This window comes from Micromonospora sp. WMMD754 (genome assembly GCF_049315235.1).
In the GTDB taxonomy this organism is placed as follows: Bacteria; Actinomycetota; Actinomycetes; order Mycobacteriales; family Micromonosporaceae; genus Micromonospora; species Micromonospora sediminicola.
On the sequence record NZ_CP186058.1, the window covers coordinates 5,228,603 to 5,255,349 of the forward strand.

General features: G+C 76.0%; 25 protein-coding genes. 17 read left to right on the plus strand and 8 right to left on the minus strand.

Going from position 1 to position 26,747, the window contains the following annotated elements; genetic code table 11:
• The first annotated feature begins 29 nt into the window (after positions 1–29).
• From ACN27B_RS24480 to ACN27B_RS24500, 5 genes are read left to right on the plus strand one after another with little or no spacing between them, the layout of a single operon-like run.
• Entirely contained in the window at positions 30–851 is an 822-nt protein-coding gene (locus ACN27B_RS24480) for a hypothetical protein (RefSeq protein WP_422741636.1), read from the plus strand.
• Between the two features lie 19 nt (positions 852–870).
• Positions 871–1,197: a hypothetical protein gene (locus ACN27B_RS24485; RefSeq protein WP_099161059.1), complete on the plus strand. Its 327-nt coding sequence runs from the start codon at positions 871–873 to the stop codon at positions 1,195–1,197.
• Position 1,198: 1 nt separating this feature from the next.
• On the plus strand, positions 1,199–1,693 hold the full coding sequence (locus tag ACN27B_RS24490; RefSeq protein WP_422741637.1) for a hypothetical protein: 495 nt from the start codon (positions 1,199–1,201) through the stop codon (positions 1,691–1,693).
• A 28-nt stretch (positions 1,694–1,721) separates the two neighbouring features.
• On the plus strand, positions 1,722–2,171 hold the full coding sequence (locus ACN27B_RS24495) for an EndoU domain-containing protein (RefSeq protein ID WP_157779051.1): 450 nt from the start codon (positions 1,722–1,724) through the stop codon (positions 2,169–2,171).
• Between the two features lie 2 nt (positions 2,172–2,173).
• Positions 2,174–2,587, plus strand: coding sequence for a hypothetical protein (locus ACN27B_RS24500; RefSeq protein WP_099161056.1), 414 nt, complete (start codon positions 2,174–2,176; stop codon positions 2,585–2,587).
• Here the strand turns inward: ACN27B_RS24500 and ACN27B_RS24505 are convergent.
• Positions 2,515–3,177 (minus strand): pyridoxal-dependent decarboxylase, encoded by a 663-nt coding sequence (locus ACN27B_RS24505; RefSeq protein ID WP_422741638.1) that lies wholly within the window; start codon positions 3,175–3,177, stop codon positions 2,515–2,517. The genes ACN27B_RS24500 and ACN27B_RS24505 overlap by 73 nt on opposite strands.
• A gap of 185 nt (positions 3,178–3,362) precedes the next feature.
• Here ACN27B_RS24505 and ACN27B_RS24510 point away from each other — a divergent pair, with 185 nt between their 5' ends.
• Positions 3,363–4,292 (plus strand): hypothetical protein, encoded by a 930-nt coding sequence (locus ACN27B_RS24510; RefSeq protein WP_422741639.1) that lies wholly within the window; start codon positions 3,363–3,365, stop codon positions 4,290–4,292.
• On the opposite strand, the gene ACN27B_RS24515 is transcribed toward ACN27B_RS24510, so the two are convergent.
• Entirely contained in the window at positions 4,261–6,243 is a 1,983-nt protein-coding gene (locus tag ACN27B_RS24515; RefSeq protein WP_422741640.1) for an AfsR/SARP family transcriptional regulator, read from the minus strand. The two genes, ACN27B_RS24510 and ACN27B_RS24515, sit on opposite strands and share 32 nt — an antisense overlap.
• A gap of 73 nt (positions 6,244–6,316) precedes the next feature.
• On the opposite strand from ACN27B_RS24515, the gene ACN27B_RS24520 reads away from it, so the two are divergent.
• A complete protein-coding gene (locus ACN27B_RS24520) occupies positions 6,317–7,195 on the plus strand; it encodes an alpha/beta fold hydrolase (protein ID WP_422741641.1) in 879 nt (292 codons plus the stop codon).
• A 41-nt stretch (positions 7,196–7,236) separates the two neighbouring features.
• On the opposite strand, the gene ACN27B_RS24525 is transcribed toward ACN27B_RS24520, so the two are convergent.
• Complete coding sequence (locus tag ACN27B_RS24525) at positions 7,237–8,208, minus strand: transmembrane transport protein (protein WP_422741642.1); 972 nt, start codon at positions 8,206–8,208, stop codon at positions 7,237–7,239.
• A complete protein-coding gene (locus ACN27B_RS24530) occupies positions 8,205–9,053 on the minus strand; it encodes an ABC transporter ATP-binding protein (protein ID WP_396823474.1) in 849 nt (282 codons plus the stop codon). Before ACN27B_RS24530 ends, ACN27B_RS24525 begins: the two co-directional genes overlap by 4 nt.
• A 119-nt stretch (positions 9,054–9,172) precedes the next feature.
• Between ACN27B_RS24530 and ACN27B_RS24535 the strand changes: the two genes are divergently transcribed.
• The 6 genes from ACN27B_RS24535 to ACN27B_RS24560 all read left to right on the plus strand — a co-directional run bounded on the left by ACN27B_RS24535 (position 9,173) and on the right by ACN27B_RS24560 (position 16,401).
• Entirely contained in the window at positions 9,173–10,294 is a 1,122-nt protein-coding gene (locus ACN27B_RS24535; protein WP_422741643.1) for a sensor histidine kinase, read from the plus strand.
• Positions 10,291–10,938: a response regulator gene (locus ACN27B_RS24540; RefSeq protein WP_099161049.1), complete on the plus strand. Its 648-nt coding sequence runs from the start codon at positions 10,291–10,293 to the stop codon at positions 10,936–10,938. Before ACN27B_RS24535 ends, ACN27B_RS24540 begins: the two co-directional genes overlap by 4 nt.
• Before the next feature lie 69 nt (positions 10,939–11,007).
• Positions 11,008–11,979, plus strand: a complete 972-nt coding sequence (locus tag ACN27B_RS24545) for an ATP-binding cassette domain-containing protein (RefSeq protein WP_422741644.1) — start codon at positions 11,008–11,010, stop codon at positions 11,977–11,979.
• On the plus strand, positions 11,976–12,803 hold the full coding sequence (locus ACN27B_RS24550; RefSeq protein WP_253866460.1) for an ABC transporter permease: 828 nt from the start codon (positions 11,976–11,978) through the stop codon (positions 12,801–12,803). The genes ACN27B_RS24545 and ACN27B_RS24550 overlap by 4 nt, the downstream gene beginning before the upstream one ends.
• Positions 12,804–12,805: 2 nt before the next feature.
• On the plus strand, positions 12,806–15,577 hold the full coding sequence (locus tag ACN27B_RS24555; RefSeq protein WP_422741645.1) for a DEAD/DEAH box helicase: 2,772 nt from the start codon (positions 12,806–12,808) through the stop codon (positions 15,575–15,577).
• Positions 15,574–16,401: an SWIM zinc finger family protein gene (locus tag ACN27B_RS24560; protein ID WP_422741646.1), complete on the plus strand. Its 828-nt coding sequence runs from the start codon at positions 15,574–15,576 to the stop codon at positions 16,399–16,401. The genes ACN27B_RS24555 and ACN27B_RS24560 overlap by 4 nt, the downstream gene beginning before the upstream one ends.
• A gap of 10 nt (positions 16,402–16,411) precedes the next feature.
• Here ACN27B_RS24560 and helR read toward each other — a convergent pair whose 3' ends face one another.
• Complete coding sequence (gene helR / locus ACN27B_RS24565; protein ID WP_422741647.1) at positions 16,412–18,562, minus strand: RNA polymerase recycling motor ATPase HelR; 2,151 nt, start codon at positions 18,560–18,562, stop codon at positions 16,412–16,414.
• A 274-nt stretch (positions 18,563–18,836) separates the two neighbouring features.
• Here helR and ACN27B_RS24570 point away from each other — a divergent pair, with 274 nt between their 5' ends.
• Both ACN27B_RS24570 and ACN27B_RS24575 read left to right on the plus strand, forming a co-directional pair.
• Positions 18,837–19,607 carry a TetR/AcrR family transcriptional regulator gene (locus ACN27B_RS24570; RefSeq protein WP_099161045.1) on the plus strand — a complete coding sequence of 257 codons (771 nt, stop codon included), beginning with the start codon at positions 18,837–18,839 and terminating at the stop codon, positions 19,605–19,607.
• 9 nt (positions 19,608–19,616) lie between these two features.
• Positions 19,617–19,928, plus strand: a complete 312-nt coding sequence (locus ACN27B_RS24575; RefSeq protein WP_396759600.1) for an NIPSNAP family protein — start codon at positions 19,617–19,619, stop codon at positions 19,926–19,928.
• A gap of 13 nt (positions 19,929–19,941) precedes the next feature.
• Here ACN27B_RS24575 and ACN27B_RS24580 read toward each other — a convergent pair whose 3' ends face one another.
• The 3 genes from ACN27B_RS24580 to ACN27B_RS24590 form a co-directional block, all read right to left on the minus strand.
• Complete coding sequence (locus tag ACN27B_RS24580; protein ID WP_099161043.1) at positions 19,942–20,298, minus strand: CU044_2847 family protein; 357 nt, start codon at positions 20,296–20,298, stop codon at positions 19,942–19,944.
• Complete coding sequence (locus ACN27B_RS24585) at positions 20,286–23,834, minus strand: trypsin-like peptidase domain-containing protein (protein WP_422741648.1); 3,549 nt, start codon at positions 23,832–23,834, stop codon at positions 20,286–20,288. The genes ACN27B_RS24580 and ACN27B_RS24585 overlap by 13 nt, the downstream gene beginning before the upstream one ends.
• 95 nt (positions 23,835–23,929) lie before the next feature.
• Positions 23,930–24,928: a helix-turn-helix transcriptional regulator gene (locus ACN27B_RS24590; protein ID WP_422741649.1), complete on the minus strand. Its 999-nt coding sequence runs from the start codon at positions 24,926–24,928 to the stop codon at positions 23,930–23,932.
• 90 nt (positions 24,929–25,018) lie between these two features.
• Here ACN27B_RS24590 and ACN27B_RS24595 point away from each other — a divergent pair, with 90 nt between their 5' ends.
• Both ACN27B_RS24595 and ACN27B_RS24600 read left to right on the plus strand, forming a co-directional pair.
• The gene (locus tag ACN27B_RS24595; protein WP_099161040.1) at positions 25,019–25,603 is read left to right on the plus strand and encodes a DinB family protein; all 585 of its coding nucleotides are present in this window, start codon (positions 25,019–25,021) and stop codon (positions 25,601–25,603) included.
• Positions 25,604–25,642: 39 nt separating this feature from the next.
• Entirely contained in the window at positions 25,643–26,740 is a 1,098-nt protein-coding gene (locus ACN27B_RS24600; RefSeq protein WP_422741650.1) for a winged helix DNA-binding domain-containing protein, read from the plus strand.
• The last annotated feature ends 7 nt before the right edge of the window (positions 26,741–26,747 follow it).

Below are 26,747 nucleotides of genomic sequence, written 5' to 3' on the forward strand. Positions count from 1 at the left end.
CTGGTTGACCGTGACGGGGAGGCAACGGCATGACACAGGACGCCACGGCCGACGACTACGCGGCGCGCGTCTCCGGCTACCGCGAAGAGCTGTCGACCCTGCGCGCCGGTGAGTATCACGCCGGCGTCACCGCCGAGGCGCGAGGCCTCGCCGCCGACGGTCAGGTCGAGGTGACGGCGGAGGACGGGCGGCTGCGCTCCGTGGATCTGGCGGCGCCGTTGATGCGGCTGTCCGAGGACGAGTTGGGCCGCCTGGTCGAGCAGGCGGTGAACGACGCGCTGACGGCGTCCCGCGGCAGCCTGGCGAGCAGCGAAGCGGCACCCGATCTGCCCGCGCTGGCCGGAAGCCTCGGGGCCGTCCTCGCCGAGAGCGAGTTGGCGATGCGCCGTCTCCACAGCGCGATCGCCGAGGCCGTCGCCAAGGCCGGTCCGGCGACCGGGCTCGGCGGGGACCTTCCGGCGAACGGGTCGGCGGACCTCCTGCACCAGGTCATGGACGTGCTCAGCGCGGCGCCCGGCGGGACGGCCGACGCCAACGGGGCCGAGCGGTGGAGCGGGTCCGATGACGCCGGCAACGTGCGCGCGGAGGTCGACGGCGCGGCTCGGCTGACTCGCCTGGAGGTCACCCGCCCGCTCCGCCAGCTGACCTCGGTGGAGCTCGGAGAGTCGTTGGTGCTCGCCGTCAACCGCGCGTTGGAGCAGATTCCCCAGGCCGCAGCGCCGGAGGGGATCGGCTCGGCCGCGCTCGACGCGCGGCTGCGCGAGCTTCAGGAGGCCAGCGTCCGCCAGATGTCCGCGCTCACCGGCGCGCTGACCGGCGTGATGCAGACCATCCGGGAACCGGGACGATGACCGACGGCGGGGAGCGCTGATGGCCCGTGAGATCGATATCGATCCCGAATCGATCATCGGTGCGGGCGACGACATCGTCGCCTCGGCGCAGCGCATGCGTGCCGCGCTGTCCGCGTTCGACGCCGAGCTGGCGGCCTTCGGCACCCCGTGGGGCAACGACGACCTCGGCTCGCTCATCGGGATGGTCTACGAGACGATCCGCGACCTGGCGCTGGAGAGCTACGACGCGAACCTCGTCGAGATCGAGGACATCGGGAAGCTGAGCCGGGTGATGGGCCTCAACTACCAGGAGACCGAACGCATGATCACCGAGAGCCTCGGCCGCTTCCGTGAGGTGCTCGGCTGACATGGGGATGACCCTGCCCGGAGAACTGGTGTCCCTGCTCGGCATGCTCGGCTACACCTGGCCCGAGGCCGACGAGACGAAGCTGCTGGAGATGGGCCAGGCGTGGCTCGCCTTCCCGGACCGGCTCCGGACGCCGGTGGCCGACGCCGACCGGTCGGCGCAGCAGATGTGGACCCGGAACCGCGACGACGCCATCGAACGTTTCCAGACGAGCTGGCAGGCCGCCGACTCGGCGAAGACCAATCTGGACGACGGGGCCTCCGCGGCAGCGCTCATCGGAACGGGGCTCATGGTGTGCGCCGGGATCGTCCTCGCGTTGAAGATCAATGTGATCGTGCAGCTGACGCTCCTGGCCATTCAGATCGCGCAGGCGGTCGCCACGGCGGCGGTCACGTTCGGGGCCTCTCTGCTGGAGATCCCGATCTTCAAACTCATCACCGGCGTCCTCATCGACCAGCTGCTGAACTTGGCCACCGAAGCGGTGCTCGGTGGGTAAGCGGGGAAAAGCCGGTCTCTTCACGCCGGTGGAGAAGTGGCTCCGGGCCCGGGTACGGCACCGCCGCTACGCGCACATCTTCCGCGGCCACGTGAACACCAACGCCACTCCGCCCCGGGGCACCGGCTTCCACCACCGGTTCATGGGGGAGAACCCGCCGGGTGCCCGGGTCCGCGTCGACGCCGACGGCCGCGAGATGATTCTCGAACGGCACGCCGACGGCACGTACCGCGCCCGCGTCGACGTGCAGGACGACGGCGGCGTCTGGCGCCAGAAGCGCGGTTCGAGCACCTTCTTCCCGGACAACTGGACACCGCAGCGGGTCGACGAGACGATCGAAGGCGCGTTCCGGTCCGGCGGCCCGCACCCGGACGACCCCAACAAGTGGCAGGGGAGGGCGAACGGGCTGCTCGTCGAGGGCTTCTACAATCCCGGTGGCACGACGTGGTACTCGGCTTGGCCGGTGGGGGGACGCTAGCTGTGGGTGACATCCAGTTCGGGCGCAATCAGAACGGCGCGCCCACCATGACCAGCGGTGACGCGCGTTTCCGCCCCTTCGCCTCCCAGCTCGTCAGCGACATCCAGACCTACGCCCCGGACTGCATCGAGCTGCTGCAGTGCATCGACGACGTGATGTCCGGGCGCTCGGACTACGAGGAGTACGAGGGCAACTCCGCCGTGGTGCGCTGCACGCCGACCGGTGTCAACGTGGACAGCCTCGGCCCGGTGCCGTCGGGAGCGTCGTACACGGTCGACGAGGCCCGCACGGTGATCCTCGCCTACTTCGACTTCCTCGCACCCTCGTCGGAGGAGAAGAAGCGTCACCTCGCGACCTGGGAGCGGGAGCACGGCGGTCCGTTCCCCGGGCGGCAGCTGCTGGGCCTGACCAGCTGACGCCGCTCGCCGAGGCCGAGCAGCCGCAGCGACCGGTCGACGGTGGCGTGCCGTTCGGCGCCGGCGAGCACCCGGACCGGCGGCGCGCCGACGAGCCCACGGCGTTCCACGTCCCAGCCGGCGTCGGCGAGCACCTGGTGCCGGGCGGCGGCGAGGCCGGCGGTGTTGGCCGCCTGCCCGCCGGTGACGAAGCCGACCGACGCGGTCGCCGGGATGCCGAGCAGGTCCTTGAGCCAGCCGCCGGCGGCCGTCTCGGCGGCGACGGCGGCCGGCGAGGTGACCGGGTTGAACGCGATCTGGTCCCAGCCGGCGGCGAGCATGTCGGCGGCGGTCGCGGCGGGCGAGGCGCCGCCGACCACGAAGCCGAAGTAGCGCGGCCCGGCGGTGGCGACGAGACCGGGCTCGGCGGCGGCGACCAGGTCGGCGAGCACCCGCTCGGGCGGGGTCGGCGCGGCCGGCAGCGCAACGGCGAACGCGCGGGTCAGCGCGGCCTGGTCGACCGGTGGTGCGACCGGTCGGTCCGGCAGCGACCGGCGGTAGTCGGCCGCGTGGTCGGCGGCCCGGCGGAACAGGTCCCTCAGCTCGTCCATCGCCGCACCCTAGCGCCGTTGCCGGAAGGCCGGGTGCCGCCGGCGCCGACGGGCGGTGGTGGCACTCGGAGTGAGTGCTGAGTGACGTCCGTGACCGCTGGCTCACCCGTCGACTCCTGGGATTGTGTGGACTGGACGGACCGTCGGTGGCTTTCCCGCCGACGAGGTGGCGCCCGGGAGGACCGATGAGCCTGCGGAGACTGCTGGACAGCACCCCCGCCCGCCTCGCCCGCCAGAGTTCCGACCTGCTTCAGCTCGTCGTCCTCGCCGGCACGGCGCTCGTGACGGTGTACGGCGTCGGGACCACGTGGCTCGTCGCGCTGCGCCTCCCACCGGCGACCCTCGCCGTCCTCGCGGCGCTTCTGTTCGCCGCCTCGGTGGCGACCTACTACGTGCGCTGCGTCTACCGCCCGCCGGACTTCCTGATCGAGGAACTGGACGGGTCGTTGGTCGTCACCCGGGTCAGGGGCGACGACGGTCGGGACCACCACCGCTACGCCTACACGCGGCGGCAACGGGTCCGGGCCACCCGGCAGATCCGTCTGGTGGGCGTCCGGTCCCACTGGAGTGGACAGAACCGGGTGGTCGAGGAGGCGACGTCGCTGTTCCCGGAGCACCGCCTGCTCGACGGCGCCGTGGCCGAGGAGGACGGGCGGGTCTACCGATGGTTGTACCTGCTCGGTCCGCTCGCCCGGGGTCGTCGGGTGAGCGTCGGGATCAGGCAGGTGTTCGAGGACGTGTACGCGCCCATGAAGCCCTACTACCGGGAGAGCTGCGAGGAGCGCCGGGTCCGGAAGCTGTCCGTGCGGGTGCAGTTCGACCGTGTGGACGCGCCCGCCGAGGCGTGGCAGGTGGTGTGGCGGAGAACCCGGTCGGGTTCCAGTCGCCAGGAGGTGGCCCGCACGCCCTGCGAGCCCCGCGGCGACTGCGTCACGGGAAAGGTCGTCTACGAGGTGACCCTGCGGCGACCGGATCCCGACTGCGCCTACGGCATCTGGTGGCGGTGGCCGGACGACCCGCCCCGGCGGCGCCCGGCCTCGGGCCCGGCGGGCGCGGCGACCCGGCGGGCCGGGGTCGACGGAGTCACCCTGGCTCCTCCGACAGGGCGGCGGTGAGCCGGTCCAGGTGCGCGGCGACCGGTCCGACGGTGAGCATCCCGCTGCCGGCGCCGGCCAGCTCGCCCGCGGCCGGGGCGAGCGCGGCCCGAGCCCGCCGCATCGCGTCCCGGTCGCCGAGCGTCACGGCGGCCCGGCCGGTGAGGCACCACATCGCCTCCAGCAGCAGGTCGCGGGGCGGTTCCGGGGTCCGGCGCAGCGCGCCGGCCGCCTCGTCGCGCCGCCCGGCGGCGAGCAGCACCAGCGGGCGGGCCCACGGCGCGTACGGGCCCCAGTCGGTGTCGTCGGGGAAGTCGGCGGGCAGGTCGTGCCACACCCGCAGGCAGAGCAGCGCCAGCGGCAGCAGTCCCCGTTCCACGCCGGGCATTCCGCAGCCGGCCAGCGCGGTCGCCCACGACCGGTACACCGCCTCCGCCTCCGGGTACGCGGCGCCGGTGGCGGCGGTCCGCATGGCCCGGTAGCCGCCCGTGAACACGCCGACGAGCGGGCTCTCGTGCCGGGCGGCGAGCCGGTCCGCCGCGTCGGCGTGCGCGTCGGCGGTGGTGAAGTCGGCGAGCGCGCCGCGCGCCTGCACCCGGATCAGGTGGCCGAGGATCTCGACCGGGGCCAGGCCGTGCCGGGCGGCCAGCGTGACCAGTTCCGCGCCGATCGTGTCCCGCTCGGCGGCCAGCCCGGCGCGGTGGAACGTCTGCATGAACACGCCGTTGAGCGCCTGCGCCAGCAGGGCCGGGTCGGCCAGGCGCCGGGCGATCGCCTCCGCCTCCCGGGCCGCCGCGGGCGCGCGCGCCGACCCGCCACCCCGCGACTCGACCGCCACGGTGGCGAGCAGCCGGGCCCGGGTGGCCTCCGGCGCGTCCGGGGCCAGGCCGGCCAGCGCCCGCTCGGCCGCCGCGACCACCCGCGCCGCCTGCTCCGGGTCGTCCGACCGGGTCCAGATCGCGGGCACGTCGTACCCGCCGATCACCCGCGCGGTGAACTCCGGGTCGCCCAGGTGCTCGGCGGCGGTGATGGCCGCCTCTCGCTGGTCCCGGGCCGCCTCCAGGCCGCCCGCCCCGGTCACCGCGAGGCTGCGCAGCAGGCCGACGGTGGACTCGATCCGGGCCCGCGCGCCGGGCACCACGCTGCGCTCGTACGCGGCGGCGGTCTCCGCCCAGACCCGCGCGGGCCCGGCCGGATCCGGGTCGACCTGGCGCAGCAGGTCGGTCTCCAACCGGCGCAGGCGCGGCCCCGGGTCGAGGCCGAGCTGCTCGCGCAGCAGCTCGCGGGCCCGGCGCAGCACGGCCAGCGCGTCGGCCTGCCGCCCGGCCCGGTAGAGGGCCAGCGCCAGCAGCCGCCAGCCGTCCTCCCGCCACGGGTGCTCGGCCACGTGCGCGTCGAGGTCCGGTACGGCGTCGGCGGCCCGGTCGAGCGTCAGCAGCGCCTCGGCGCGCCGTTCCACCGCGGTCAGCCGCACCTGGTCCAGCCGGAAACGTTCGGCGCGCGCCCACGGCCGGTCCACGTCGGCGTACCCGGGCCCGCGCCACCAGCTCAGCGCCTCGTCGAGGCGGTCGAGCGTGGCCCGGGGGAGCGCGTCGGCGGCGGCGTTCACCGTGTCCTCGAACCGCCAGGCGTCCACCGCGTCGGGGGCGGCACGCAGCGCGTACCCGGGTCCCCCGGTGACCAGCAGCCGGGCCGGCTCGCGGGGCGCCCGCCGCGGCTCCAGGCCCCGGCGCAGCGCGGCCACGAACGTGCGGACCGCGCCCACCGCGCCCGGTGGCGGGTCGTCCCACAGGTCGTCGACGAGGTGGTCGACCGGCACCACCCGGCCCCGGGCGACGACCAGCCGGGCCAGCACGGCGCGGTGCCGGGGACCCTTCAGGTCGACCGGTCCACCGGCGTCGTCCCAGGCCGTCACCGGCCCCAGCACACCGAAGCCGACCTGCACCGACGCCCCCTTCCCGACCTGGGTCACCGTACCGCGCTCATCGGTTGCTCATCCGGCGCCGCCACGCTGGGCCGGTACGACGAAGGAGAGAGGCACCGAGATGACCACCGCAATCGCAGGATTCGACTACCAGCGCGTCACCGTCGCCGAGGGCGTGGCGTTGAACGTCGCCGTGGGCGGCTCCGGCAGCCCGGTCGTGCTGCTGCACGGCTTCCCGCAGACCCACCTGATGTGGCGGCACGTCGCCGCCGACCTGGCCGCCGAGCACACCGTGATCTGCCCGGACCTGCGCGGCTACGGCGCCAGCGACAAGCCGGCCGCGCGAGGCGAGGACACGTACGCCAAGCGGACCATGGCCGCCGACGTGGTGGCCCTGGCCCGCGCGCTCGGCCACGACCGGTTCGCGTTGGCCGGGCACGACCGGGGCGCCCTGGTCGCGGTGCGCGCCGGCCTGGACCACCCGGACGTGGTCACCCACCTGGCGTCGCTGGACGTGCTGCCCACCCTCGACATGTGGGACGTGCTGCACGGCGCGTCCGCGTCGGTGGCGTTCCACCTCTACCTGATGGCCCAGCCGCCGGGCCTGCCCGAGCAGATGATCGCGGCCAGCGCGGACGCGTTCTTCGGCCACTTCCTCGACGCCTGGGGCGGCGACCCGGCGGCGATGCCGGCCGACGTGCGCGCCGAGTACCTGCGGGCCTCCCGCGAGGCGGTCGACTCGATCGTGGCCGACTACCGGGCCTCGGCCGGGATCGACGTGGCGCACGACCGGGCGGACCGGGACGCCGGCCGGCGGCTGACCATGCCGGTCACCGTGATCCAGCAGGACTGGGGCGCGGCGCTCGGCTACGACGCCGAGGCGGTGTGGCGGGCCTGGGCGCCGCACCTGGAGCACCGCACCACCACGGCCGGGCACTTCCTGGCCGAGTCGGCCCCGGACGAGGTCGTCGCGGCGCTGCGGGCGCTGCTGAAGCGGTAGGCACGGCGGTGCGGGCGCCGCGTGGCGCCCGCATCGTCCGCTCAGCCGGCGCGTCGCCGCACCTGCCACCGGCCGAGCGCCGCCAGCAGGCCGGCCGCGCCGAGGTAGAGCGCCAGCTCGATCCACTGGAACGGCCAGAACCGCCGGTTGGGCTGGTAGGCCAGGTCCACGTGCAGGTCGAGTGCGCCGAGGCACACGGCGGTGTCGCCGAACGTGCCGGTGGCGCCGGTGCGGGGCGGGTCGCGGAAGCAGGCCCCGAACGCGGCGTCGGAGAGCTGCCGCCCGTCGGCGGTGCGCAGCGGGCTGATGTCGGTGACCCAGGCGCCCGGCACGTCGAGCCCGCCGACGACCGGGCCGCCGGTGATGCTGCCCAGGTTCCGGGCCCGGTTGACCGCGTCGGCGGTCATCGGCACGGTGACCCGCTCCGGCGGCAGGTAGTGCGGGCGCAGCAGGTTCGGCACCGCGAGCTGCACGGCGATGACCACCAGGAACACCACCGCCATCGCCGGGAGGGTGCGGCGCAGCAGCAGCCCGGTGACCGCGCCGAGGACGAGGGCGAACACCGCGTACCCGACCGGCGCGAGGCCGCGCGCGCCGAACAGCACGGTGCTGAACCGGTCGCCGGCCACCCGGTCCACCGGGGCGGCCGCCCAGGTGAGCGCCGCGCTGAGCGCCCCGGCGACGAGCGCGGCGGCCAGCCCGGCGACCGCCAGCTTGACGGTGAGCCAGCGGGTGCGCGGCACGCTCTGGTTCCACACCAGCCGGTGGGTGCCGGTCTCCAGCTCCCGGGCGACCAGCGGCGCGCCCCAGAACGCGCCGAGCAGCGCCGGCACCAGCGCGAACCCGCCGGCGAGGAAGAGCATCGTCTGGGCGTACCGGTCGGGTAGCCGGGCCGGGTCGGGGACGGCACGGACGTCCGCGCCGAGGCGCAGCAGCCCGGCGCCGGCGAGGGCCAGCAGGAGCAGGCCGGCGAGGGCCGGGAGGCGGAACTGGCGCAGCGTGAACCGGATCATCGGGTCACCGCCGCGCCCGCCGGGTGGGCGGCCCGGGACAGGTACGCCAGGGCCAGCTCCTCCAGCGGCACCGGCGCGCCGCCGCGTACGGCCGGGCCCCGGACCACGACGCGGCCGGGTTCGGCCCAGACCACCTCGGCCCCGGCGGGCGCGGCGGCGGGGTCGTCGACCCGGTGGTGCGTGGCGAGCAGGTCGGTGACCGGGCCGGCCACCTGCACCCGCCCGTCGCAGAGCACGACCAGGTGGTCGCAGACCTGCGCCACGTCACCCAGCAGGTGCGAGGAGAGCACGGCGGTGGCGCCGAGTTCCCGCACGAAGTCGACCAGACCGCGCAGGAAGTCGCGGCGCGCCAGCGGGTCCAGCGCGGCGGCCGGCTCGTCGAGGACGACCAGCTCGGGGCGTTTCGCGGCGGCGATCGTCAGCGCGAGCTGCGCGCGCTGGCCGCCGGAGAGCCGGCCCGCCTTCTGCCCCGGGTCCAGGCCGGCCTCGGTGATCCGCCGGCGGGCCAGCGCGGCGTCCCAGGACGGGTTCAGCCAGGCACCCATCCGCAGGTGTTCGGCGACGGTCAGGGAGGCGTACACGGGGGTGTCCTGGGCGACGAAGCCGACCCGGGCCAGGTGCGCGGCGTCCGCCGCCGGCGGCGAGCCGAGCACCGACAGCGTGCCCGAGGTCGGCGTGATCAGGCCGCAGGCCAGTTGCAGCAGGGTGGACTTGCCGGCGCCGTTGGGGCCGACCAGGCCGACCACGTGTCCGCGCGGGACGCTCAGGTCGCAGTCGGCCAGCGCGGTGCGGCGGCCGTACCGTTTGGTCAGCCGCTCGGCGTGCAGGACGGGTGGTGGGTTCATGCGGCTCATCCTGGGCACGGCGGGGGCGGCCGGCATCGGTCCGGAGCAGGGTCCCGGCCCGCCGGTGACCCTCCTTTCGGCCGGTTCGTGGCGGCCGGCGATCTCCTACCGTGCTGGGCATGGGTGTGCGACGGGTGGCGGCCACGACGGGGCTCGCGGTGGCGTTGGTCGCCGCGATCGGTGTCCAGGCGGTGGCGATCGCCGCGAGTTGGGGCCTGCGGTACTGGCTCGTCGGCGGCGCCGCCGCCGTCGTGGTCGGCGCGCTGGCTCTGGTCCGCCGTCGGCAGCCGGCGTGGACGGCGGCGGCCGGACTGGCGGTGACCGGGCTGGCCGTCGCCTCGGCCCGGCTGTTCGAGCTGCCGACCGAGCCCGGCCCGGCGCTGGCGCTGGCGTCGGCGGTCCTGGTCGGCACGGCGGTGCGCGTGCTCGCGCCGGCGCCCGCCGCCGTGGTCGCCGGGGCCGGGCTGGCGGTGGTCGTCGGCGCGTGGCTCGCGATGCGGTCCGGCGCGGGCGGGTCCGGCGTGGTCGCGGTGTACTCGCTGGCCTGGCTCGTCGGCGTCGCGGCCGGGCTCGCGGCTCGGCTGCGGGACGAGCGGGCCCGGGCCGCGGCCGAGCGGGTACGCCGGGACGAACGGCGGGAGCTGGCCCGGGAGCTGCACGACGTGGTGGCCCACCACGTGACCGGCATGGTGGTGCAGGCGCAGGCCGCGAACCTGGTCGCCCGGCGGGACGCGGCGCGGGCGACCGAGTCGCTGGCCGGCATCGAGTCCGCCGGCGGCGAGGCGCTGCGGGCCATGCGCCGCCTGGTCGGGCTGCTGCGCGACACCGAGGACGGACCGCCCGCCTCGGCCGGGCCGGAGCGGGTCGAGGCGCTGGTCGACCGCTTCGGCCGGCAGGGGCCGCCGGTGCGGCTGCGCCTGCCCGACCCGGAGCCGTCCTGGCCGCCGGAGATCACCAGCAGTGTCTACCGAGTGGTCCGGGAGGCCCTGACGAACGTGGCCCGGCACGCCCCGCACGCGCGGACGGTGACCGTCACAGTGGACGAGGAGCCCGCCGGCGTCGTGGTCGAGGTGACCGACGACGGGCCGCCGGCGCCGGCGGCCCACCGGGGCGGCTACGGGCTCATCGGCATGCGGGAGCGGGTCGAGGCGCTGGGCGGCACGCTGCGCGCCGGCCCCGGCCCGGCCGGCGGCTGGTCGGTGCGGGCCGTCCTGCCGCCGCGCGACGGGCGGTCCGCGTGACCATCCGGGTGCTGCTCGCCGACGACCAGGCGATGATCCGGGGTGGGCTGCGGCTGATCCTGGAGGACCAGCCGGACATCGTCGTGGTCGCCGAGGCCGCCGACGGCGTGGACGCGATCGCGCAGGCTCGCCGGCTGCGTCCCGACGTGTGCCTGGTGGACATCCGGATGCCCAGGCTGGACGGTCTCCAGGTGACCCGGGCCCTGGCCGGGCCGGGTGTGGTCGACCCGCTGCGGGTGGTCGTGGTGACCACGTTCGACCTCGACGAGTACGTCTACGGCGCGCTGCGCGGCGGCGCGGCCGGGTTCCTGCTCAAGGACGCCGGTCCGGCGCTGCTGGTCGAGGCGGTCCGCGCCGCCCACCAGGGCGACGCGCTGGTGTCGCCGTCGGTGACGGTGCGGCTGCTGCGGCACCTGGCCCCGCCCGCGCCGAAACCCGACGCGCGGCTGCCGGCGCTGTCCGCCCGGGAGGTGGAGGTGGTGCGGGAGATCGCCCGTGGGCGGACCAACCTGGAGATCGGCGCCGAGCTGTTCATCTCGCTGAGCACGGTCAAGAGCCACGTGTCGACGGTGCAGACCAAGCTCGGTCTGCGCAACCGCACCGAGATCGCGGTGTGGGCCTGGGAGCACCGCGTCGTCGAGTGACCGGCACCGCTGGCGGACGCACTACCGTACGTTGTACGTTAGTGCGGCTGTCGACGGAGGGGGCACACGGTGGAGCACGCCATCATCACGGAGGGCCTGCGCAAGCGGTACGGCGACACGGCCGCGCTGGACGGGTTCGACCTGCGGGTGCCGCCCGGCACGGTCTGCGGGCTGCTGGGCCCCAACGGCGCCGGCAAGACCACGGCGGTGCGGACCCTGGCGACCCTGCTGCGCGTCGAGGCCGGGCGGGCCGAGGTCGCCGGCTTCGACGTGGCCCGCCGGCCCGACCAGGTGCGCTACCGCATCGGCCTGGTCGGGCAGCACCCGGCCGTGGACGAGGCGCTCACCGGCCGGCAGAACCTGGTGATCTTCGGCCGGCTGTTCCACCTCGGCCGGGCCCGGGCCCGCGCCCGCGCCGCCGAGCTGCTGGACCGGTTCGGGCTCACCGACGCCGCCGACCGACCGGTCCGCACCTACTCCGGCGGCATGCGCCGTCGCCTCGACCTGGCCGCCGGCATGATCCTCGCGCCGTCGGTGCTCTTCCTCGACGAGCCGACCACCGGGCTGGACCCGCGCGGGCGCAACGAGGTGTGGGAGGCGGTCCGGGACCTGGTCCGGGCCGGCACCACAGTGCTGCTCACCACGCAGTACCTCGACGAGGCCGACCAGCTCGCCGACCGCATCTGCGTGCTCGACGCCGGGCGGGTCGTCGCCGAGGGCACCCCGGACGCGCTCAAGTCCCGCCTCGGCGGCGACCGGATCGACCTGGTCGTCCGCGACGCCGGCGACCTCGCCACCGCCGCCGAGCGGCTGCGCCGGGTGGCCACCGCCGAGCCGGACGTCGACCCCGACCGGCGCGCCGTCAGCGCCCAGGTCGACGACCGGGCCGGCGCGCTGACCGAGGTGCTGCGGGCGCTCGACGCCGACGGGGTGAGCGTGGCCGACGTGACGCTGCGCCGCCCCACCCTCGACGAGGTCTTCCTCCGGCTCACCGGCCGGCCCGCGTCGGAGCCCGACCAGACCGAGGAGGTGCCCGCGTGAGCAGCGCGACCCTGCCCGCCGGCGGCGACCTGCGCCCGGGACGGCCGTCCCTGGCCGGCGACAGCCTGACGCTGACCCTGCGCGCCCTGGCGCAGTGGCGCCGCGACCCCGGCCCGCTGCTCGGCGCGCTGGCCTTCAACGTGCTCATCCTGCTGATGTTCGCCTACCTGTTCGGCGGCGCGCTCCAGGTGCCCGGCGGCGGTGACTACCGGGAGTTCCTGTTGCCCGGCATGTTCGCCATGACCATGCTGTTCGGCATCAGCCAGACCACCGTGGCGGTCTCCGCCGACGCCGAACGCGGGGTCACCGACCGGCTCCGCTCGATGCCGGTGTCCCGGCTGGCCCCGCTGGTCGGGCGGGCCGCCGCCGACATGCTGTTCGCGGTGGTGACCCTCGGCGTCATGCTGCTCGCCGGCCTGGCCGTCGGCTGGCGGGCACACGGCGGGCCCGGGGACACGCTCGCCGCGCTCGGGCTCGTCCTGCTGCTGCGCTTCGCGCTGGCCTGGGTGGGCATCTACCTCGGCCTGGTGACGAAGGGGCCGGGCGCGGTCACCGCCGTGCAGACCCTGGAGTTCCCGCTCGGCTTCCTGTCCAGCGCGTTCGTGGCGCCGTCCACCATGCCCGGCTGGCTCGGCGCGGTCGCCGAGTGGAACCCGCTGTCGGCGACCGTGGGCGCCACCCGCGCGCTGTTCGGCAACCCCGGCTGGGGCGGCGACTCGTGGGTGACCGCGCACCACCCGCTGCTGGCGGTGCTCTGGCCGCTGGCCCTGATCGCCGTGTTCCTGCCGCTGTCGCTGCGGCGCTACCGCGCGCTGGGCGGCTGAACGTGACGGTGACTCCGCAGGCGGACCTCGGGCGGTGCGGGATCGTCCTCCTGCCGGCCGACCCGCCCCGCGCCGGCACGCTCGCCTGCTACGACCCGGGCGGCGACGCGCTGCCGCAGGCGTACGACGCGCTGGGGGAGCGGCGGGAGCTGACCCTCGCGCTGCCGCTGGACGGCCCGGTGGAGGCCTGGCACGTGCCGGTCGTCGCGGTGCCGGTGGGCGCGGCGCTGTCCCGGCTGGTCGCGCCGCGCCCCGACGGGGACGCCACGCCCGCCGCCGCGTTCTGGTGCGCGGCGGCGCGCACCGGCCTGCACCTGGTCGCCCGGGGCCGGCTGCTGCCCGGCGTGTCCCCGGACGGCCACGACGCCTGGCGGGTGGGCCCGTTCGACGCCGCCGACGTCGAACGGATCCGCGCGCTCGCCGCCGCGATGCCGGCCGCGGCCCGCGCCGCGCCGGTCGACCCGGACGCGGAGAAGCTCCTGCTGCCCGACGCGGAGGCCCTGGTCCGGGCGTTCCTCGACGCGGTCGCCGACACGCTCGCGCGGACCCCGGACGGCGCCGGCCGGTTCGCCGGGCCGGAACCGGTCGGGTCGGCCGAGCTGCGCGACTGGGCGCGGGAGCTCTCCGCCGGGGTGGACACCGGCCTGCGCGCGGCGCTGCGCCTGGCCGGGCCGGCCGGCCCGGACGGCGCGCTCACCGCCGTCGTGCGCATGCGCAGCCTCGCCGATCCCACGCTGGTGGTCGACGCGGCGGCGCTCTGGGCCGGCGACGACCACCCGCTCGGGGAGACCGCCACGGTCGAGGCGATGCGCGCGGTACGCCGGGCGGCGGCGGTGTGGACGCCGCTGCAGCGGCTGCTCGACCGGGCCGACCCGGTCACGCTGCCGCTGCTCGACGAGGACGTCGCCGACCTGCTCGACGGCGCCGGGGCGCACCTCGACGCGGCCGGCGTCGACGTCGCGTGGCCGGACGCGCTGCACCGCGACCTGCGCGCCCGGGCGCTGGTCACGACACCGCCACAGCCGCCCGTGGACGTGGCCGGGCACCTCCGGTCGGCCGCGCCGATGCCGCTGAGCTGGCAGCTCACGCTGGCCGGCGAGCCGCTGACCGACGCCGAGACGGCGCAGGTGGCCACCGGACGGCCGGTCCGCCGGCTGCGCGGCCGGTGGGTGGCGGTCCCGCCGGAGCTGGCCCGCCGGGCCCGGGACCGCTCGCTGCCGCCGCTGCGTGGCTACGACGCGCTGGCCGCCGCGCTGATCGGCAGCACGGAGGTGGCGGGGGAGCGGGTCGAGGTGGTGGCCGACGGCTGGCTGGACGCGCTGCGGAACCGGATCGCCGAGCCCGACGGCGGCGACGAGCCGCTGGCCGCGCCGCCCGGACTGGCCGGCACGCTGCGCGCCTACCAGCTGCGCGGGCTGCGCTGGCTGGACCGGATGACCGCGCTCGGCCTCGGCGGCTGCCTCGCCGACGACATGGGCCTCGGCAAGACCGTCACGGTGGTCGCCCTGCACCTGCGTCGGCGCTCCGGGCCGACCCTGGTGGTCTGCCCCGCCTCCGTGCTCGGCAACTGGGAGCGGGAGATCCGACGGTTCGCCCCGGGCGTGCCGGTGCGCCGGTTCCACGGCGCCGCGCGCACCCTCGACGGGGTCGCCGACGGGTTCGTGGTGACCAGCTACGGCACCCTGCGGCGGGACGCCGCGACGCTGGCCGCACGACGGTGGGACCTGGTCGTCGCCGACGAGGCCCAGTACGTCAAGAACCGGCTCAGCGACACCGCGGGCGCGCTGCGCGAGATCCCGGCCGAGTCCCGGGTCGCGCTCACCGGCACACCGGTGGAGAACGACCTACCGGACCTGTGGGCGCTGCTCGACTGGACCACCCCGGGCCTGCTCGGCGCCGCCGGGGCGTTCCGCGCCCGCTGGGCGCGCCCGATCGGGACCGACCGCGACCCGGCCGCGCTGGACCGGCTCTCCCGCCTGGTCCGCCCGTTCCTGCTGCGGCGGCGCAAGTCCGACCCCGGCATCGCGCCGGAGCTGCCGCCGAGGACCGTGACCGACCATCCGGTGCCGCTCACCGACGAGCAGGCGACGCTCTACCGGCGGGTGGTCGGGGAGGTGATGGCGGAGATCCGGGCAGCCAGCAGCCTCGCCCGCCGGGGCCGGGTGCTCAAGCTGCTCGTCGCGCTCAAGCAGGTGTGCAACCACCCCGCGCACTACCTGGGCGAGGTCGACGGCCCGCTCACCGGGCGCTCGGAGAAGCTGCAACTCCTCGACGACCTGCTGGGGACCGTCCTGGCCGGGGACGGCGCGGTGCTGGTCTTCACCCAGTACGTGCGGATGGCCCGGCTGCTGGAACGGCACCTCGCCGCGCGGGGCGTGCCCGCGCAGTTGCTGCACGGCGGCACCCCGGTCGCCGGGCGGGAGGAGATGGTGCGCCGCTTCCAGGCCGGCGACGTCCCGGTGTTCCTGCTCTCGCTGCGGGCGGCCGGCACCGGCCTGAACCTGACCCGGGCCGACCACGTGGTGCACTACGACAGGTGGTGGAACCCGGCGGTGGAGGAACAGGCGACCGACCGCGCCCACCGCATCGGGCAGACCCGCCCGGTGCAGGTGCACCGGCTGATCGCCCAGGGCACGCTGGAGGAGCGGATCGCCGCCCTGCTGGAGTCCAAGCGGGAACTCGCCGACGCGGTGCTCACCGGCGGCGAGACCGCCCTGACCGAGCTGTCCGACGCCGACCTGTTCCGGCTGGTGCGGCTGGAGGAGACGGCATGAGCGGCGAGGACGAGCCGGCCCGCAGCTTCCCCGCGTTCGGGCCCGGGCGGCGCATCGGCCGCCGGTTCGCCGACACCTGGTGGGGCAACGCGTGGATCGAGTCGATGGAGCACGCCGCGCTCGATCCGGCGCAGCTCGCCCGGGGTCGGCGGTACGCCTTCGCCGGCCAGGTCGGACCGATCACGGTCAGCCCGGGCCGGATCGGCGCGGCGGTCCACGACGGCGACCCGGAGCACCCGTACGACACGGTGGTGCGGCTGCGTGCCCTCACCGACGCCCAGTGGGACCGCCTGCTGGACGCGGTGGCCGCCCGTGCCGGGCACATCGCCGCGCTGCTCGACCGGGACATGCCGCACGACCTGGTGGACACCGCCGACACCGTCGGGGTGCGGCTGCTGCCCGGGCACGGCGACCTGGACCCGGAGTGCGACTGCCCGTCCTGGGACCACCCCTGCCGGCACGCCGCCGCGCTGTCCTACCAGGCGGCCTGGCTGCTGGACCGGGACCCGTTCGTGCTGCTGCTGGCCCGGGGCCGGGCCGAGCCGGACCTGGTCGAGGAGTTGCGCGGCCGCAACGCCCGCCGGACCGTCACCGCCGCCGGCCCGGACGGGGCCCCCGGCGTGCCGGCCGCGCAGGCGTACGCGGCCGGGCCCGCCGCCCTGCCCGGCCCGCCGGCGGCGGTGACCGGCCCGCCGCTCGACCTCGCGCCGCTGCTGGCCGGGCACGACGCGCCCGGGGTCGACGCCGCCGCGCTGGCGACCCTGGCCGCCGACGCCGCGCGACGGGCCCGCCGGCTGCTCGCCGGTGACCCGGCGGACCCGTGACCGGTCGTCCTCAGCCGGTGAGCACGACCAGCTCGCGGGTGGCGCGGGTCATCGCCACGTAGCGGTCCACCGCCCCCTCGACGCCGTCGCCGAACGCCGCCGGGTCGACCAGCACCACCAGGTCGAACTCCAGCCCCTTGGCCAGCTCCGGGCTCAGCGACCGGACCCGGTCCCCGGCCGGGAAGGTCGGGTCGCCGATGACGCAGGCGGTCCCCTCGGCGTGCCCGGCGAGCCAGCCGTCGACCACCGCCCGCAGCTGCGACCGGGCGCCGTGGCGCACCGGCACGTCGCCGTCTCGGATGGACGTCGGCACGTTCGCGTCCGGGAGCACGGCCCGGATGACCGGCTCGGCCTCCGCCATCACCTGCGCCGGGGTGCGGTAGTTGACGGTCAGCGTGGCCAGTTCGATCCGGTCGAACCCGACCCGTTCCAGCCGGTCCCGCCACGACTCGGCGAACCCGTGCCGGGCCTGGGCGCGGTCCCCGACGACGGTGAAGCTGCGCGACGGGCAGCGGGACAGCAGCATCTGCCACTCGGCGTCGGTCAGCTCCTGCGCCTCGTCCACCACGACGTGCGCGAACGGACCGGCCAGCAGGTCCGGGTCGACGACGGTCAACGCGCTCTCGTCGACCAGGCTGGTCCGCATGTCCTCGCCGCGCAGCATGGTCATCAGGCCCTCGCCGTCGTCGTAGGCGTGCGTGGCGATCAGCGCGTCGACGACCGTGTCCATCTGCTCCCGCTGCGCGGCGAGGACGGCCTCGTCGCGTCGTCGCCGCCGGGACGCCTCCGGGTCGCCGACCCGCCGCCGGGCCGCGTCCAGCAGCGGCAGGTCGGCCACCGTCCACGCGCGGGCGTCGGCGCGCCGCAGCGCCCGGATCTCCTCCACGTCCAGCCACGGCGCGCACCGGCGCAGGTAGGCGGGCACCGACCAGAGGTCCGCGACCACGTCGGTCGGGTCGAGCAATGGCCACGCCCGGCCGAACGCGGTGACCAGTTCCCGGTTGGTCGCCAGCGACCGGCGCAGCACGGCCTCCGGCTCGTCGCCGTCATACTTCTCCAGCAGGATCGTGACCAGTTCCGCCCACACCTCGTCGCGCGCCTCGTTGTGCGGGGCGCCGGGCCCGGCCGCCTCGAACGCCCGCGCCCAGTCGTCGGCGGTCAGCCGCAGGTCGCCGTCCTCGGTGGCGACCGTCGTCCCGGTCGTGGGCGGTTCCTCGTAGAACCGCACCGCCGCGTCGACCGCCCGCACCAGGTCCGCCGACGACTTCAGCCGGGCCACCTCAGGGTCGGTCTCAGCGGCCGCCGTCGCGCCCTCCGGCACCAGGTCGCGCAGCGTGCAGATCTGCACCTCCTCCTCGCCGAGGCTGGGCAGCACGTCGGAGACGTAGGCCAGGTACGGCTGGTGCGGGCCCACCACCAGCACCCCGCCCCGGCGCTCGCCGAGCCGGGGGTCGGCGTGCAGCAGGTACGCGGTGCGGTGCAGCGCCACCACCGTCTTGCCGGTGCCCGGCCCGCCGTCGACGACCAGCGCGCCCCGGGAGCCGGCCCGGATGATGGCGTCCTGGTCGGCCTGGATGGTGCCGAGCACGTCGCGCATCCGGGGCGAGCGGGTGGCCCCCAGGCTGGCGATGAACGCGGACTGGTCGTCGAGGGCGGCGTGGCCGGCGAGCCCGTCGGCGGTGAACACCTCGTCCCAGTAGTCGGTGATCCGGCCGCGCGTCCAGCGGTAGCGGCGGCGGCTGGCCAGGCCCATCGGGTCGGCGTGGGTGGCGCCGAAGAACGGCTCGGCGGCCGGGGAGCGCCAGTCGAGCAGCAGCCGGCCGCCGGCGCCGTCGGTGAGGCCGAGCCGCCCCACGTACACCGGCTCCGTGCCGTCCGCGGCGACCATCCGGCCGAGGCAGAGGTCCAGGCCGTAGCGGCGCAGGGTGCGCAGGCGCGCGGTCGTCCGGCGGATCTCCTGGTCCCGGTCGACGGCCTGCCGGCCCTTGCCGCCGGCGGCCCGGCGGGTGGCGTCGAGCCGGTCGGACAGCTCGGCGATCGACCGGCTCAGGTGTTCCGCGAGGGCCGCGAAGTGCCGCTCGTCCACGGCGACCAACGCCGGGTCGGCCTTCGCGCGGAGGCGGTCGGGAAGATCGAAAACGCTGGTGGTGGGCGGGTTCAACTCGTCGGCTCCGATCTGTGGCGCATCCGCCCCCGCCGGTACGCGGGCACGGTCGTACCTCCGCTCTTCGCGGCTTTTCCAATTCGTCGGGAACGTGGCTTCGGCCGGCAATTCTGCGCCACCACCCGGGGCTTGCCGCAAGACCCCGGGTGCGCTATATGTTGGTAGTGGCGGGAGATCCCGCCATTCTTTTTGCGCGAACAATTCTTGTTTCCCGTTCCCGGCCGCCGCGGCCCACGTCGCGGCACGCCCGGGCCGGTACGATGGCGACACCATGTCGAAGGAGCGCAGGCGCAAGGCCGACCCCGCCCGTAGCCTGGCCCTCCTCTGGCGCACCAGGGAGCCGGCGAGCCGGGGCGCCGGGCCCGGTCTGAGCGTCGACCGGATCGTGCGGACGGCCGTCGAGATCGCCGACGCCGAGGGCATCGACGCGCTCACCATGCGCCGGGTCAGCGAGGCGCTCGGCGTCGGCACCATGTCGGTCTACACCTACGTGCCCGGCAAGGCCGAACTGCTCGACGTCATGGTCGACGCCGTCCTCGGCGACCTGCCCCGCCCGGCCGACGTGCCCGGCGGCTGGCGCGGGCGGCTGGAACGCATCGCCCGGGACAATCTGGCGCTCTACCGCGCCCACCCGTGGCTGCTGCGCGCCGAGACCACCCGGCCGGTGCTCGGCCCGAACGTGCTCGCCAAGTACGACTACGAGCTGCACGCGGTGGCCGACATCGGGCTCGACGACGTGGAGATGGACGCGGTGCTCACGCTCGTGCTCGGGCACGCGAAGAGCGCGGCGCGGGCCGCGCTCGACGTGGTCGAGCTGGAGCGGGAGACCGGGATGACCGACGACCAGTGGTGGCAGACGCACGGGCCGTGGCTGGAGAAGTTCATGACCTCGGGCAGCTATCCGCTGGCCGCCCGGGTGGGCACGGCCGCGGGCATGGCGCACGGCGCCGCGTACGGGCCGGACCACGCGTTCGAGTTCGGTCTCCAACGGGTGCTCGACGGCATCTCGGTGGTGGTCGCCGAGCGGATCGGCGACGCCTAGGGTGGTCGCGTGATCACCTGCGTCGTGCACTACACCATCGATCCCGCCCGGATCGAGGCGTTCGAACGGTTCGCCCGCGCCTGGATGCGGCTGGTGGCGCGGCACGGCGGCGTGCACCACGGCTACTTCCTGCCCGCCGAGGGGGCGAGCGACCGGGCCGAGGCGTTGTTCAGCTTCGAGAGCCTGGCCGCGTACGAGCGCTACCGCGCCCGCTTCGGCACGGATCCGGAGTTCGTCGCGGCGGACCGGATCCGCGACGAGTCGGGTTGCGTGCTGCGCTACGAACGCACGTTCATGCGTCCGCTCCTGCCGACGGACTGAGCAGCACCGGGCATCAGGTCTCGTCCGCGCGCCCGGCCTCCGCCGGCTCCGCGCCCGGCTTCCGCCAGGTGAGGCAGACCTTCAGGTTGCCCTCGGCGGCGGTCCTGGCGATCACCGCCCCGGCCTCGGTGGTCAGCTTGACGCCGAACTCCAGCGCGATCTCGTCGGGTTGGGCGTCCATCTCGCGGAACCGGGCCAGCGCCACCGAGGCCGCGGTGCGGACGTGCCGGAGAGCGGCGCCGAACGAGGCGGTGGCGGCCTCCACCACGTCCCCGGACCGGGACACCGGCGAGATGTCGGGGCCGTCGGTGGCCACCTCCACCAGCACGAAGTCCGCTCCGTCCAGGTCGAACCGTTTCAGCTCGGACACAGATCCTCCTGATAGGCGTCCCGCGGCACGAGGGGGCGTACCGCGTCGTCGGTGTTGGGGTCGGCCAGCAGGGCGCAGAGCCGCGGCATCACGTCCGCCGCCGAATCGGTGAGCCGGGCCCGGGACCTCTCGCCCAGCCGGCGCAGCGGCGGCGGTTTCCCGGCCGCCGGCAGCACCACGCCGACCGTGGTGGTGTGGATCAACGCGAAGGCCCCGTCGGCCGCCCGCCCCAGCGGCACGGCCGCCCGCCACCCGTCGGCGTACCGGTGGGAGTCGGCGGCGCGGACGCCGTCGGGCAGCGACCAGAGGGTCAGCCGGGACGCCGTGTCACCCAGGTGGGTGATGGTGGTGTCGGTGGCGTTGAAGACGCCGGGTTGCCAGGAGAGCGCCAGGGTCGACCCGGTGGCGTCCAGCGCGATGGAGCCGTTGCGTTCCTCGTCGCGCAGGGTGAGCGCGGGGGTGACCGGGCGCCGCGAGGAAGCGTCGAGGACGGTCACCCGGGCCCGATCGCCGCCGCGGTCGCGGACCGTGGCGGCGACCGTGCGCCAGTCCGCGCTCATCGCCACGTCGCTGATGCCGTCGACCAGCACCTGGCGGGTGGCGGCGCCGGTGAGCGTGACGGCGGACAGCACGGTCCGGGTGCCGAACGCACCAGAGTCGTCGGTGGGCAGCTCGATCAGCAGGGCGTCCCGGCCGCCCGGGCCGAGCCACAGACGCCCGATCAGGCTGCGCCACGGCAGGGTGGACCGACCCAGTTCGGTGCCGGTGTCCACGTCCCACAGCACGACCGTGTTCCGTGTCCAGTCGGTTTCGCCCGGCGCGGCGCCCGACACCAGCACGGCCATCGTCCGGCCGGTCGGATCGATGCTCAGGTCGCGGATCCGCGACGCGGCGCCGAGGCCGCCCAGGACCACCGCGCTGTGCACCCGCCGCTGCCGCACGTCGTAGACGACGAGACACGTCAACACCTGACTGAGCGACGTCGGGCGGCAGGTCGGGTAGTCGGCCGGGTCGGGCTTCGGCAGCCCTTCCGCGTCCACCGGAGCGTCGGTGCGCAGGGTCGGCAGCACCGACTGAACGAAGGCCACCCGGTTGCCGTCACGGCTGACGGTCGGCTGCATGGTGGTGACGTTTCCGGCCGACAGCCGGGTGAGCGCGCCGTCGCGCCGGACCCGGTCGGTGAGGTCCCACAGCGCGGGCCGGCCGGCGGCGTCGAGGGTGACCAGCGCTCGACCGTCGCCGCTGACCTGCTGCGACAGATCGGTGCCGAACCAGTCGCCCCGGGGTGGCTCGGGCGTCGCGGCCGACGGCGTCGGTTCCGGCGCCCGGCCGACCCCGCCCTCGTAGCTCGGCACCAACGCGTCGACGCCGTCGTAGCGGTCGGGCAGCCCCAGGCCGAAATCCAGGTCCGGGTCGGTGCGCCACGCCCGCAGGGCCAGCTGGCGGGCGCCGTAGCTGTCGGTCGCGGACCGGGCGGCGGCCTTCGCGGCCAGGTCCTCGGCGGCGATCTCCGCGCGCTGCTCGGCGGTGCTGCGCCAGGTGGTCGTGACCACCCCGAGCGCCACGGCCAGCGTCACCCCGACCGCGACGACCCGCTGTCGGCGTCGTCGCCGGCTGCCGGTGACGAACCCCCGCTCGGCGACGGTCATCTGGTCGCCGTGCGTGGCCGTCCAGCGGCCGGCCTCGCGCAGGTCCGCGCCGGTCAGCCACCGCCGCGCCGTCCCGTCGCCGGACGTGCCCGCCATCCGCAGCCGGAGCAGGTCCTGCCAGATGCGGAACTCCCGGTGGCGCTCGACCAGCGCGCGCAGCCGGGCCCAGCGGCTGACCAGCGACTCGTGGGCCAGCTCCACGCCGGGCACGGTGCCGGCCGCGCGCAGCACCAGCAGCCGGGTCGTCGCCAGTCGCTGGGCGACGGCCAGCCGCGCGTCGTCCAGGTCGGCCAGGACGGCGGTACGGCGCACCGACAGGTTCGACTCCGGCAGCGGTCGGGTGAGCTGCACGAGCAGCCGTTCCGCCGCGACCCGGGCGGGTGGGTCGAGGGCCTCCCACACCCGTTCGGCGTAGTCGGCCAGCGCCCCGCGCACGCCGCCCAGCGCGTCGTACGCCTGGTGGGTGAGCGCACCCGCCCGGCGACGCTGCCACAGCTCGGTGAGGGTGAACTGCACCAGCGGCAGCGGGTTCGGCGCGTCGCGGACGTCCTCGACGATGCGGTCGACCAGGCCGGGCTCGACGCCGATCGGGCCGACCCGGGCCAGCGGTCCCTCGATCACCTCCCGCAGCTGCTCGGGGGTGAGTTCGGCGATCGTCGCTGGCAGCCAGCCGGCGGCCAGCTCCGCCATGGCCGGGTCGCGCAGGCAGGAGCCGAGGAAGGTGTCCTGCATCGCCAGCACGACCGACACCCGCGCGGCCGGCCGCAGGGCGGTGCGCAGCACCTCGACCAGCGCCCGCCGGGCCGGCGCCGGCTGGGTGAACACCTCCTCGAACTGGTCCACGACCAGCACCAGGCGGTCCACGCCGGCGGCGGCCGACACCGCCGCCAGCGCGTCGACGGGGTGCCGCGCCAGCGCGGTCGCGAGGCCCGTGGCCCGGTCGAGCCGCCCGGCGGGGCTCGGATCGGCGTCGGTGAGCCGGTCGAGCGCCAGCGCGAGCGCGAGCAACGGCGTGTCCGCGTCGCCGGGGCGCAGCACGGCGACGCCGAGGCGCGGCCGGTCACGCAGCCGGGGCAGGACCCCGGCGTGCAGCAGCGACGACTTGCCCACGCCCGACGGACCGACCAGGCAGAGCACGCGGACGCTCGTCGCCTGCTCGGCTAACCGGCGTGCCTGCTCGGTGCGGCCGAAGAACAGGTCGGCGTCCTGTTCGCCGAAGGCCCGCAGACCGCGGAACGGGTTGTCGCTCTCGGCCGACCGGGCCAGCTCGGGCCAGACCGGCAGGATCCGGTCGGTGGGCACCAGGTAGCCGATGCGCGGCGCCGCTCCGGTGACCTTCCGGACCACCATGCCCACGACGGCGTCGACCTCGGTGTCCCACACCGGCGAGCCGGAGAAGCCCCGGTCCAGGGTGGAGGGACGCCGGTCGTCGCTGAGGATCTCCACCCAGCCGGTGGCGACGCTGCCTCCGGTGCGTCCGTACACCCAGCTGCCGAGTTCCAGCCTGGGCGGGAAGCCGACCATCACGAGCTGCGCGTCGGACAGCGCGCGGTGCCGGGCGAAGGAGAGCGGCCGGGCCTGCTCGGGCGGGGGATCGAGCAGGCGGAGACCGGCGACGTCGCCGCTGTCGTCGGCCCCGACGGGCTGCCAGGCGACCACCTCGGCGCGGTGCCGGCGGCCGGGCGCGAGCAGCGGGAAGTCGACCTCGACCTCCCCGGTGAGCGACGGGACGCCGGACGGGCGGCCCAGCGCGTCGGCCACCACGTGCGCCGCGGTGAGCAGGTGCGTCGGCCCGGCGAGGAAGCCCGCACCGACCGGCGCGTCCCCTCGCCAGACGCGGACCAGCGCCGACTCGATCGGCATCTGGCGCGCCTCGCGCACGGTCACGTCGGCCCCCGCGGTCGTCCGTGGCCCGTGCCCCCGTCGGACCCGGATCCATCATGCCCTGTCCACGATCGACGGCGCGACCTCGTGCCACTCGGTCAGGGACGGACGTCGGGGGCCGCGGACGCGGCAGCGTCGGCGTAGCGCCGGGCCAGGTGCGCGAAGGCGTCCCGCAGCTCCGGTGGCCCGACCACCTCGATGTCGACGTCGTAGCGGCCGAACAGGGCGGCCAGGCCGGGCCAGGACCAGCCGCCGAGGACGAGCCGGCAGCGGTCCGGCCCCAGCTCCTCGACCAGGCCGTCACGGGTCCACCCGGACACCACCTTGGCGGGCAGGTCGAGGATCACCTCGCCCCGGCACGGCCAGTCGCCGGGTCCGGTGGCTCCCCGGAACCGGCCGGCGACGAACGCGGCCACGTCGCCGCCGGGCAGCTCCCGGGGCGTGAACCGGGGGCCGGTGGGCGTACGCGGGCTGATCCGGTCCACCCGGAACGTGCGCCAGTCGTCGCGGTCCAGGTCCCAGGCGACGAGGTACCAGCGCCCGCTCCAGGTGACCAGGTGGTGCGGTTGCACCCGGCGCGGCGGCGGGTCGTCGGCCGGCTCCGCGGCGGCGCTCCGGTAGTCGAAGCGCAGCACCTCACGGGCGTGGACGGCCGCGCTGAGCGTCATCAGCAGGCCCGGCTCGACCCGGGGCTTCGCCGCGGCGCCGGCGCGCTCCACCGCGACCACCCGCAGGGCGTCCACGCGGTGGCGCAGCCGCGGCGGCATCACCTGCCGCACCGTGGTCAGCGCCCGCGCGGCGGCCTCCTCGATGCCGGTGACCGTGGTCGCCGCGGTCTGCAACGCCACCGTGAGCGCCACCGCCTGCTCGTCGTCGAAGAGCAGCGGCGGCAGCGCCGAGCCGGCGCCCAGCCGGTAGCCGCCGTCCGGGCCCTTGGCGCTGCCGATCGGATAGCCCAGCTCGCGCAGCCGGTCCACGTCGCGGCGCACGGTCCGCGTGCTGACCCCGAGCCGGTCGGCCAGCACCCCGCCCGGCCAGTCCCGGCGGGCCTGGAGCAGGGACAGCAGGGCGAGCAGTCGGGCGGACGTCGTCGGCATGTCCCGCATTCTGCCCGCAGAAGCGGACACATCCTGACCGCTACGGCTGCGACGGTGGACCCGTACCCGATCCCGACCGGAAGGACCCCGATGACGACGACCACCGCGACCACGACCTCCACCACCCTCGACGCCGAGCGGGCCGACCTGCTCAAGGCGCTCGCCACCGCCCGGACCATGCTGACCAACACCGTGCGCGGCCTCACCGACGCCCAGGCCGGCGAGCGGCCGACGGTCAGCGCGCTCTGCCTGGGCGGCATCGTCAAGCACGTGACGTCCACCGAGGAGGCGTGGCTGCGGTTCGTGGTCGAGGGCCCCGAGGTGATGAGCTTCGCCCTGCCCGACGGGGTGACCTGGGAGGACTTCCTGGCCGGCACCGCCCGGGAGCTGCCGCGGTGGGCGATCGAGCGGGAGCGCGATTTCCGGATGCTGCCCGAGGACACGCTGCCGGCCGTCCTCGACCGGTACGCGCGGGTCGCGGCCCGCACCGAGGAGATCGTGGCCGCCCTCGACGACCTGTCGGCGACCCGGCCGGTACCCGACGCGCCCTGGAACGAGCCCGGCACGGTGATGAGCGCCCGGGCGGTGCTGATCCACGTGATCGCCGAGACCACGCAGCACGCCGGGCACGCGGACATCCTGCGCGAGACCCTCGACGGGCAGACCACCACCTGAGCCGCCCCCGCCGCGACGGAGAGGACGGACCGAACCCGCATGACCGTGCTGGACGACCGGGCGCTGAACCGGGCGACGCTGGCCCGACAGTTGCTGCTCGACCGCGCCGACCTGCCGGTCGCCGACGCGGTGGCGCACCTGTGCGGCCTGCAGGCCCAGGAGCCGCAGGAGCCGTACGTGGGGCTGTGGTCGCGGCTGCGCGACGTCGACCCGGCGGACGTGTCCGACCTGCTGGTGCGGCGCCGACTGGTGCGGACCCACCTGATGCGCCGCACCGTGCACCTGCTCACCGCCGACGACGTGCTGGCGTGGCGGTCCCGCCACGCCGGCATGCTGCGGCAGCGGGTGCTCGGGGTCTACCGCGGCGAGTTCGACGGGGTGGACCTCGACGACCTCGCCGCGGCCGGCCGGTCGGCGCTGGCCGACGGCACGCCCCGCACGACCGCCGAGGTCGTCCGGGTGCTGGCCGACCGGTGGCCGGCGGCGGACCGGCGGGCCCTGGGCGAGATGCTGATCGCCCTGGTCCCCACCGCGCAGGCGCCGCCGCGCGGGCTGTGGCGGACCACGGCCGGCGTGCGGACCGTCGCGCTCGCCGGCTGGCTGGGCCGGGAGGTCGACCCGCCCGCCCCGGAGGGCACGGACCCGGTCGGGCGGGACCTGGTCCGCCGCTACCTCGCCGCGTACGGTCCGGCCGCCTCGGCGGACCTGCGCGCCTGGTGCGGCCTCGCCGGGCTGCCCGCGGCGGTGGCCGCGGTCCGCGACGAGTTGGTGTCCTTCCGCGACGAACGCGGCCGGGTGCTGCTCGACCTCCCCGACGCGCCCCGCCCGGACCCCGACACCCCCGCGCCGGCGCGGTTCCTGCCCGCCTTCGACAACGCCGTGCTCGGCTACCACGACCGCACCCGGATCATCGACGACGCCCACCGCCTGCTGTCCGTCGGCGGGGCGCGGTTCGTGCTGCTCGACGGCCGGGTGGCGGGCACCTGGACCGTCGACGCGGGCACGGTGGCCGTCACGCCGCTGCGGCCGTTCACCCGGGCCGAACGCGCCGCCGCCGCCGAGGAGGGCCGGGCGGTCGCGTCGTTCCTCTCCGACGGGGAGAACCAGCGGGTACGCGTCGCCGCGTCGCCGCGCTGACGCCGGC

Bases quoted from the DNA above. Each gene is read 5' to 3' on its own strand.
- ACN27B_RS24570 (WP_099161045.1), top strand. From the start codon at position 18,837: ATGTCGAAGGAGCGCAGGCGCAAGGCCGACCCCGCCCGTAGCCTGGCC.
- ACN27B_RS24560 (WP_422741646.1), top strand. From the start codon at position 15,574: ATGAGCGGCGAGGACGAGCCGGCCCGCAGCTTCCCCGCGTTCGGGCCC.
- ACN27B_RS24490 (WP_422741637.1), top strand. From the start codon at position 1,199: ATGGGGATGACCCTGCCCGGAGAACTGGTGTCCCTGCTCGGCATGCTC.
- ACN27B_RS24600 (WP_422741650.1), top strand. From the start codon at position 25,643: ATGACCGTGCTGGACGACCGGGCGCTGAACCGGGCGACGCTGGCCCGA.
- ACN27B_RS24520 (WP_422741641.1), top strand. From the start codon at position 6,317: ATGACCACCGCAATCGCAGGATTCGACTACCAGCGCGTCACCGTCGCC.
- ACN27B_RS24485 (WP_099161059.1), top strand. From the start codon at position 871: ATGGCCCGTGAGATCGATATCGATCCCGAATCGATCATCGGTGCGGGC.
- ACN27B_RS24505 (WP_422741638.1), bottom strand. From the start codon at position 3,177: ATGGACGAGCTGAGGGACCTGTTCCGCCGGGCCGCCGACCACGCGGCC.
- ACN27B_RS24535 (WP_422741643.1), top strand. From the start codon at position 9,173: ATGGGTGTGCGACGGGTGGCGGCCACGACGGGGCTCGCGGTGGCGTTG.
- ACN27B_RS24590 (WP_422741649.1), bottom strand. From the start codon at position 24,928: ATGCCGACGACGTCCGCCCGACTGCTCGCCCTGCTGTCCCTGCTCCAG.
- ACN27B_RS24510 (WP_422741639.1), top strand. From the start codon at position 3,363: ATGAGCCTGCGGAGACTGCTGGACAGCACCCCCGCCCGCCTCGCCCGC.
- ACN27B_RS24480 (WP_422741636.1), top strand. From the start codon at position 30: ATGACACAGGACGCCACGGCCGACGACTACGCGGCGCGCGTCTCCGGC.
- ACN27B_RS24525 (WP_422741642.1), bottom strand. From the start codon at position 8,208: ATGATCCGGTTCACGCTGCGCCAGTTCCGCCTCCCGGCCCTCGCCGGC.
- ACN27B_RS24595 (WP_099161040.1), top strand. From the start codon at position 25,019: ATGACGACGACCACCGCGACCACGACCTCCACCACCCTCGACGCCGAG.
- ACN27B_RS24530 (WP_396823474.1), bottom strand. From the start codon at position 9,053: ATGAACCCACCACCCGTCCTGCACGCCGAGCGGCTGACCAAACGGTAC.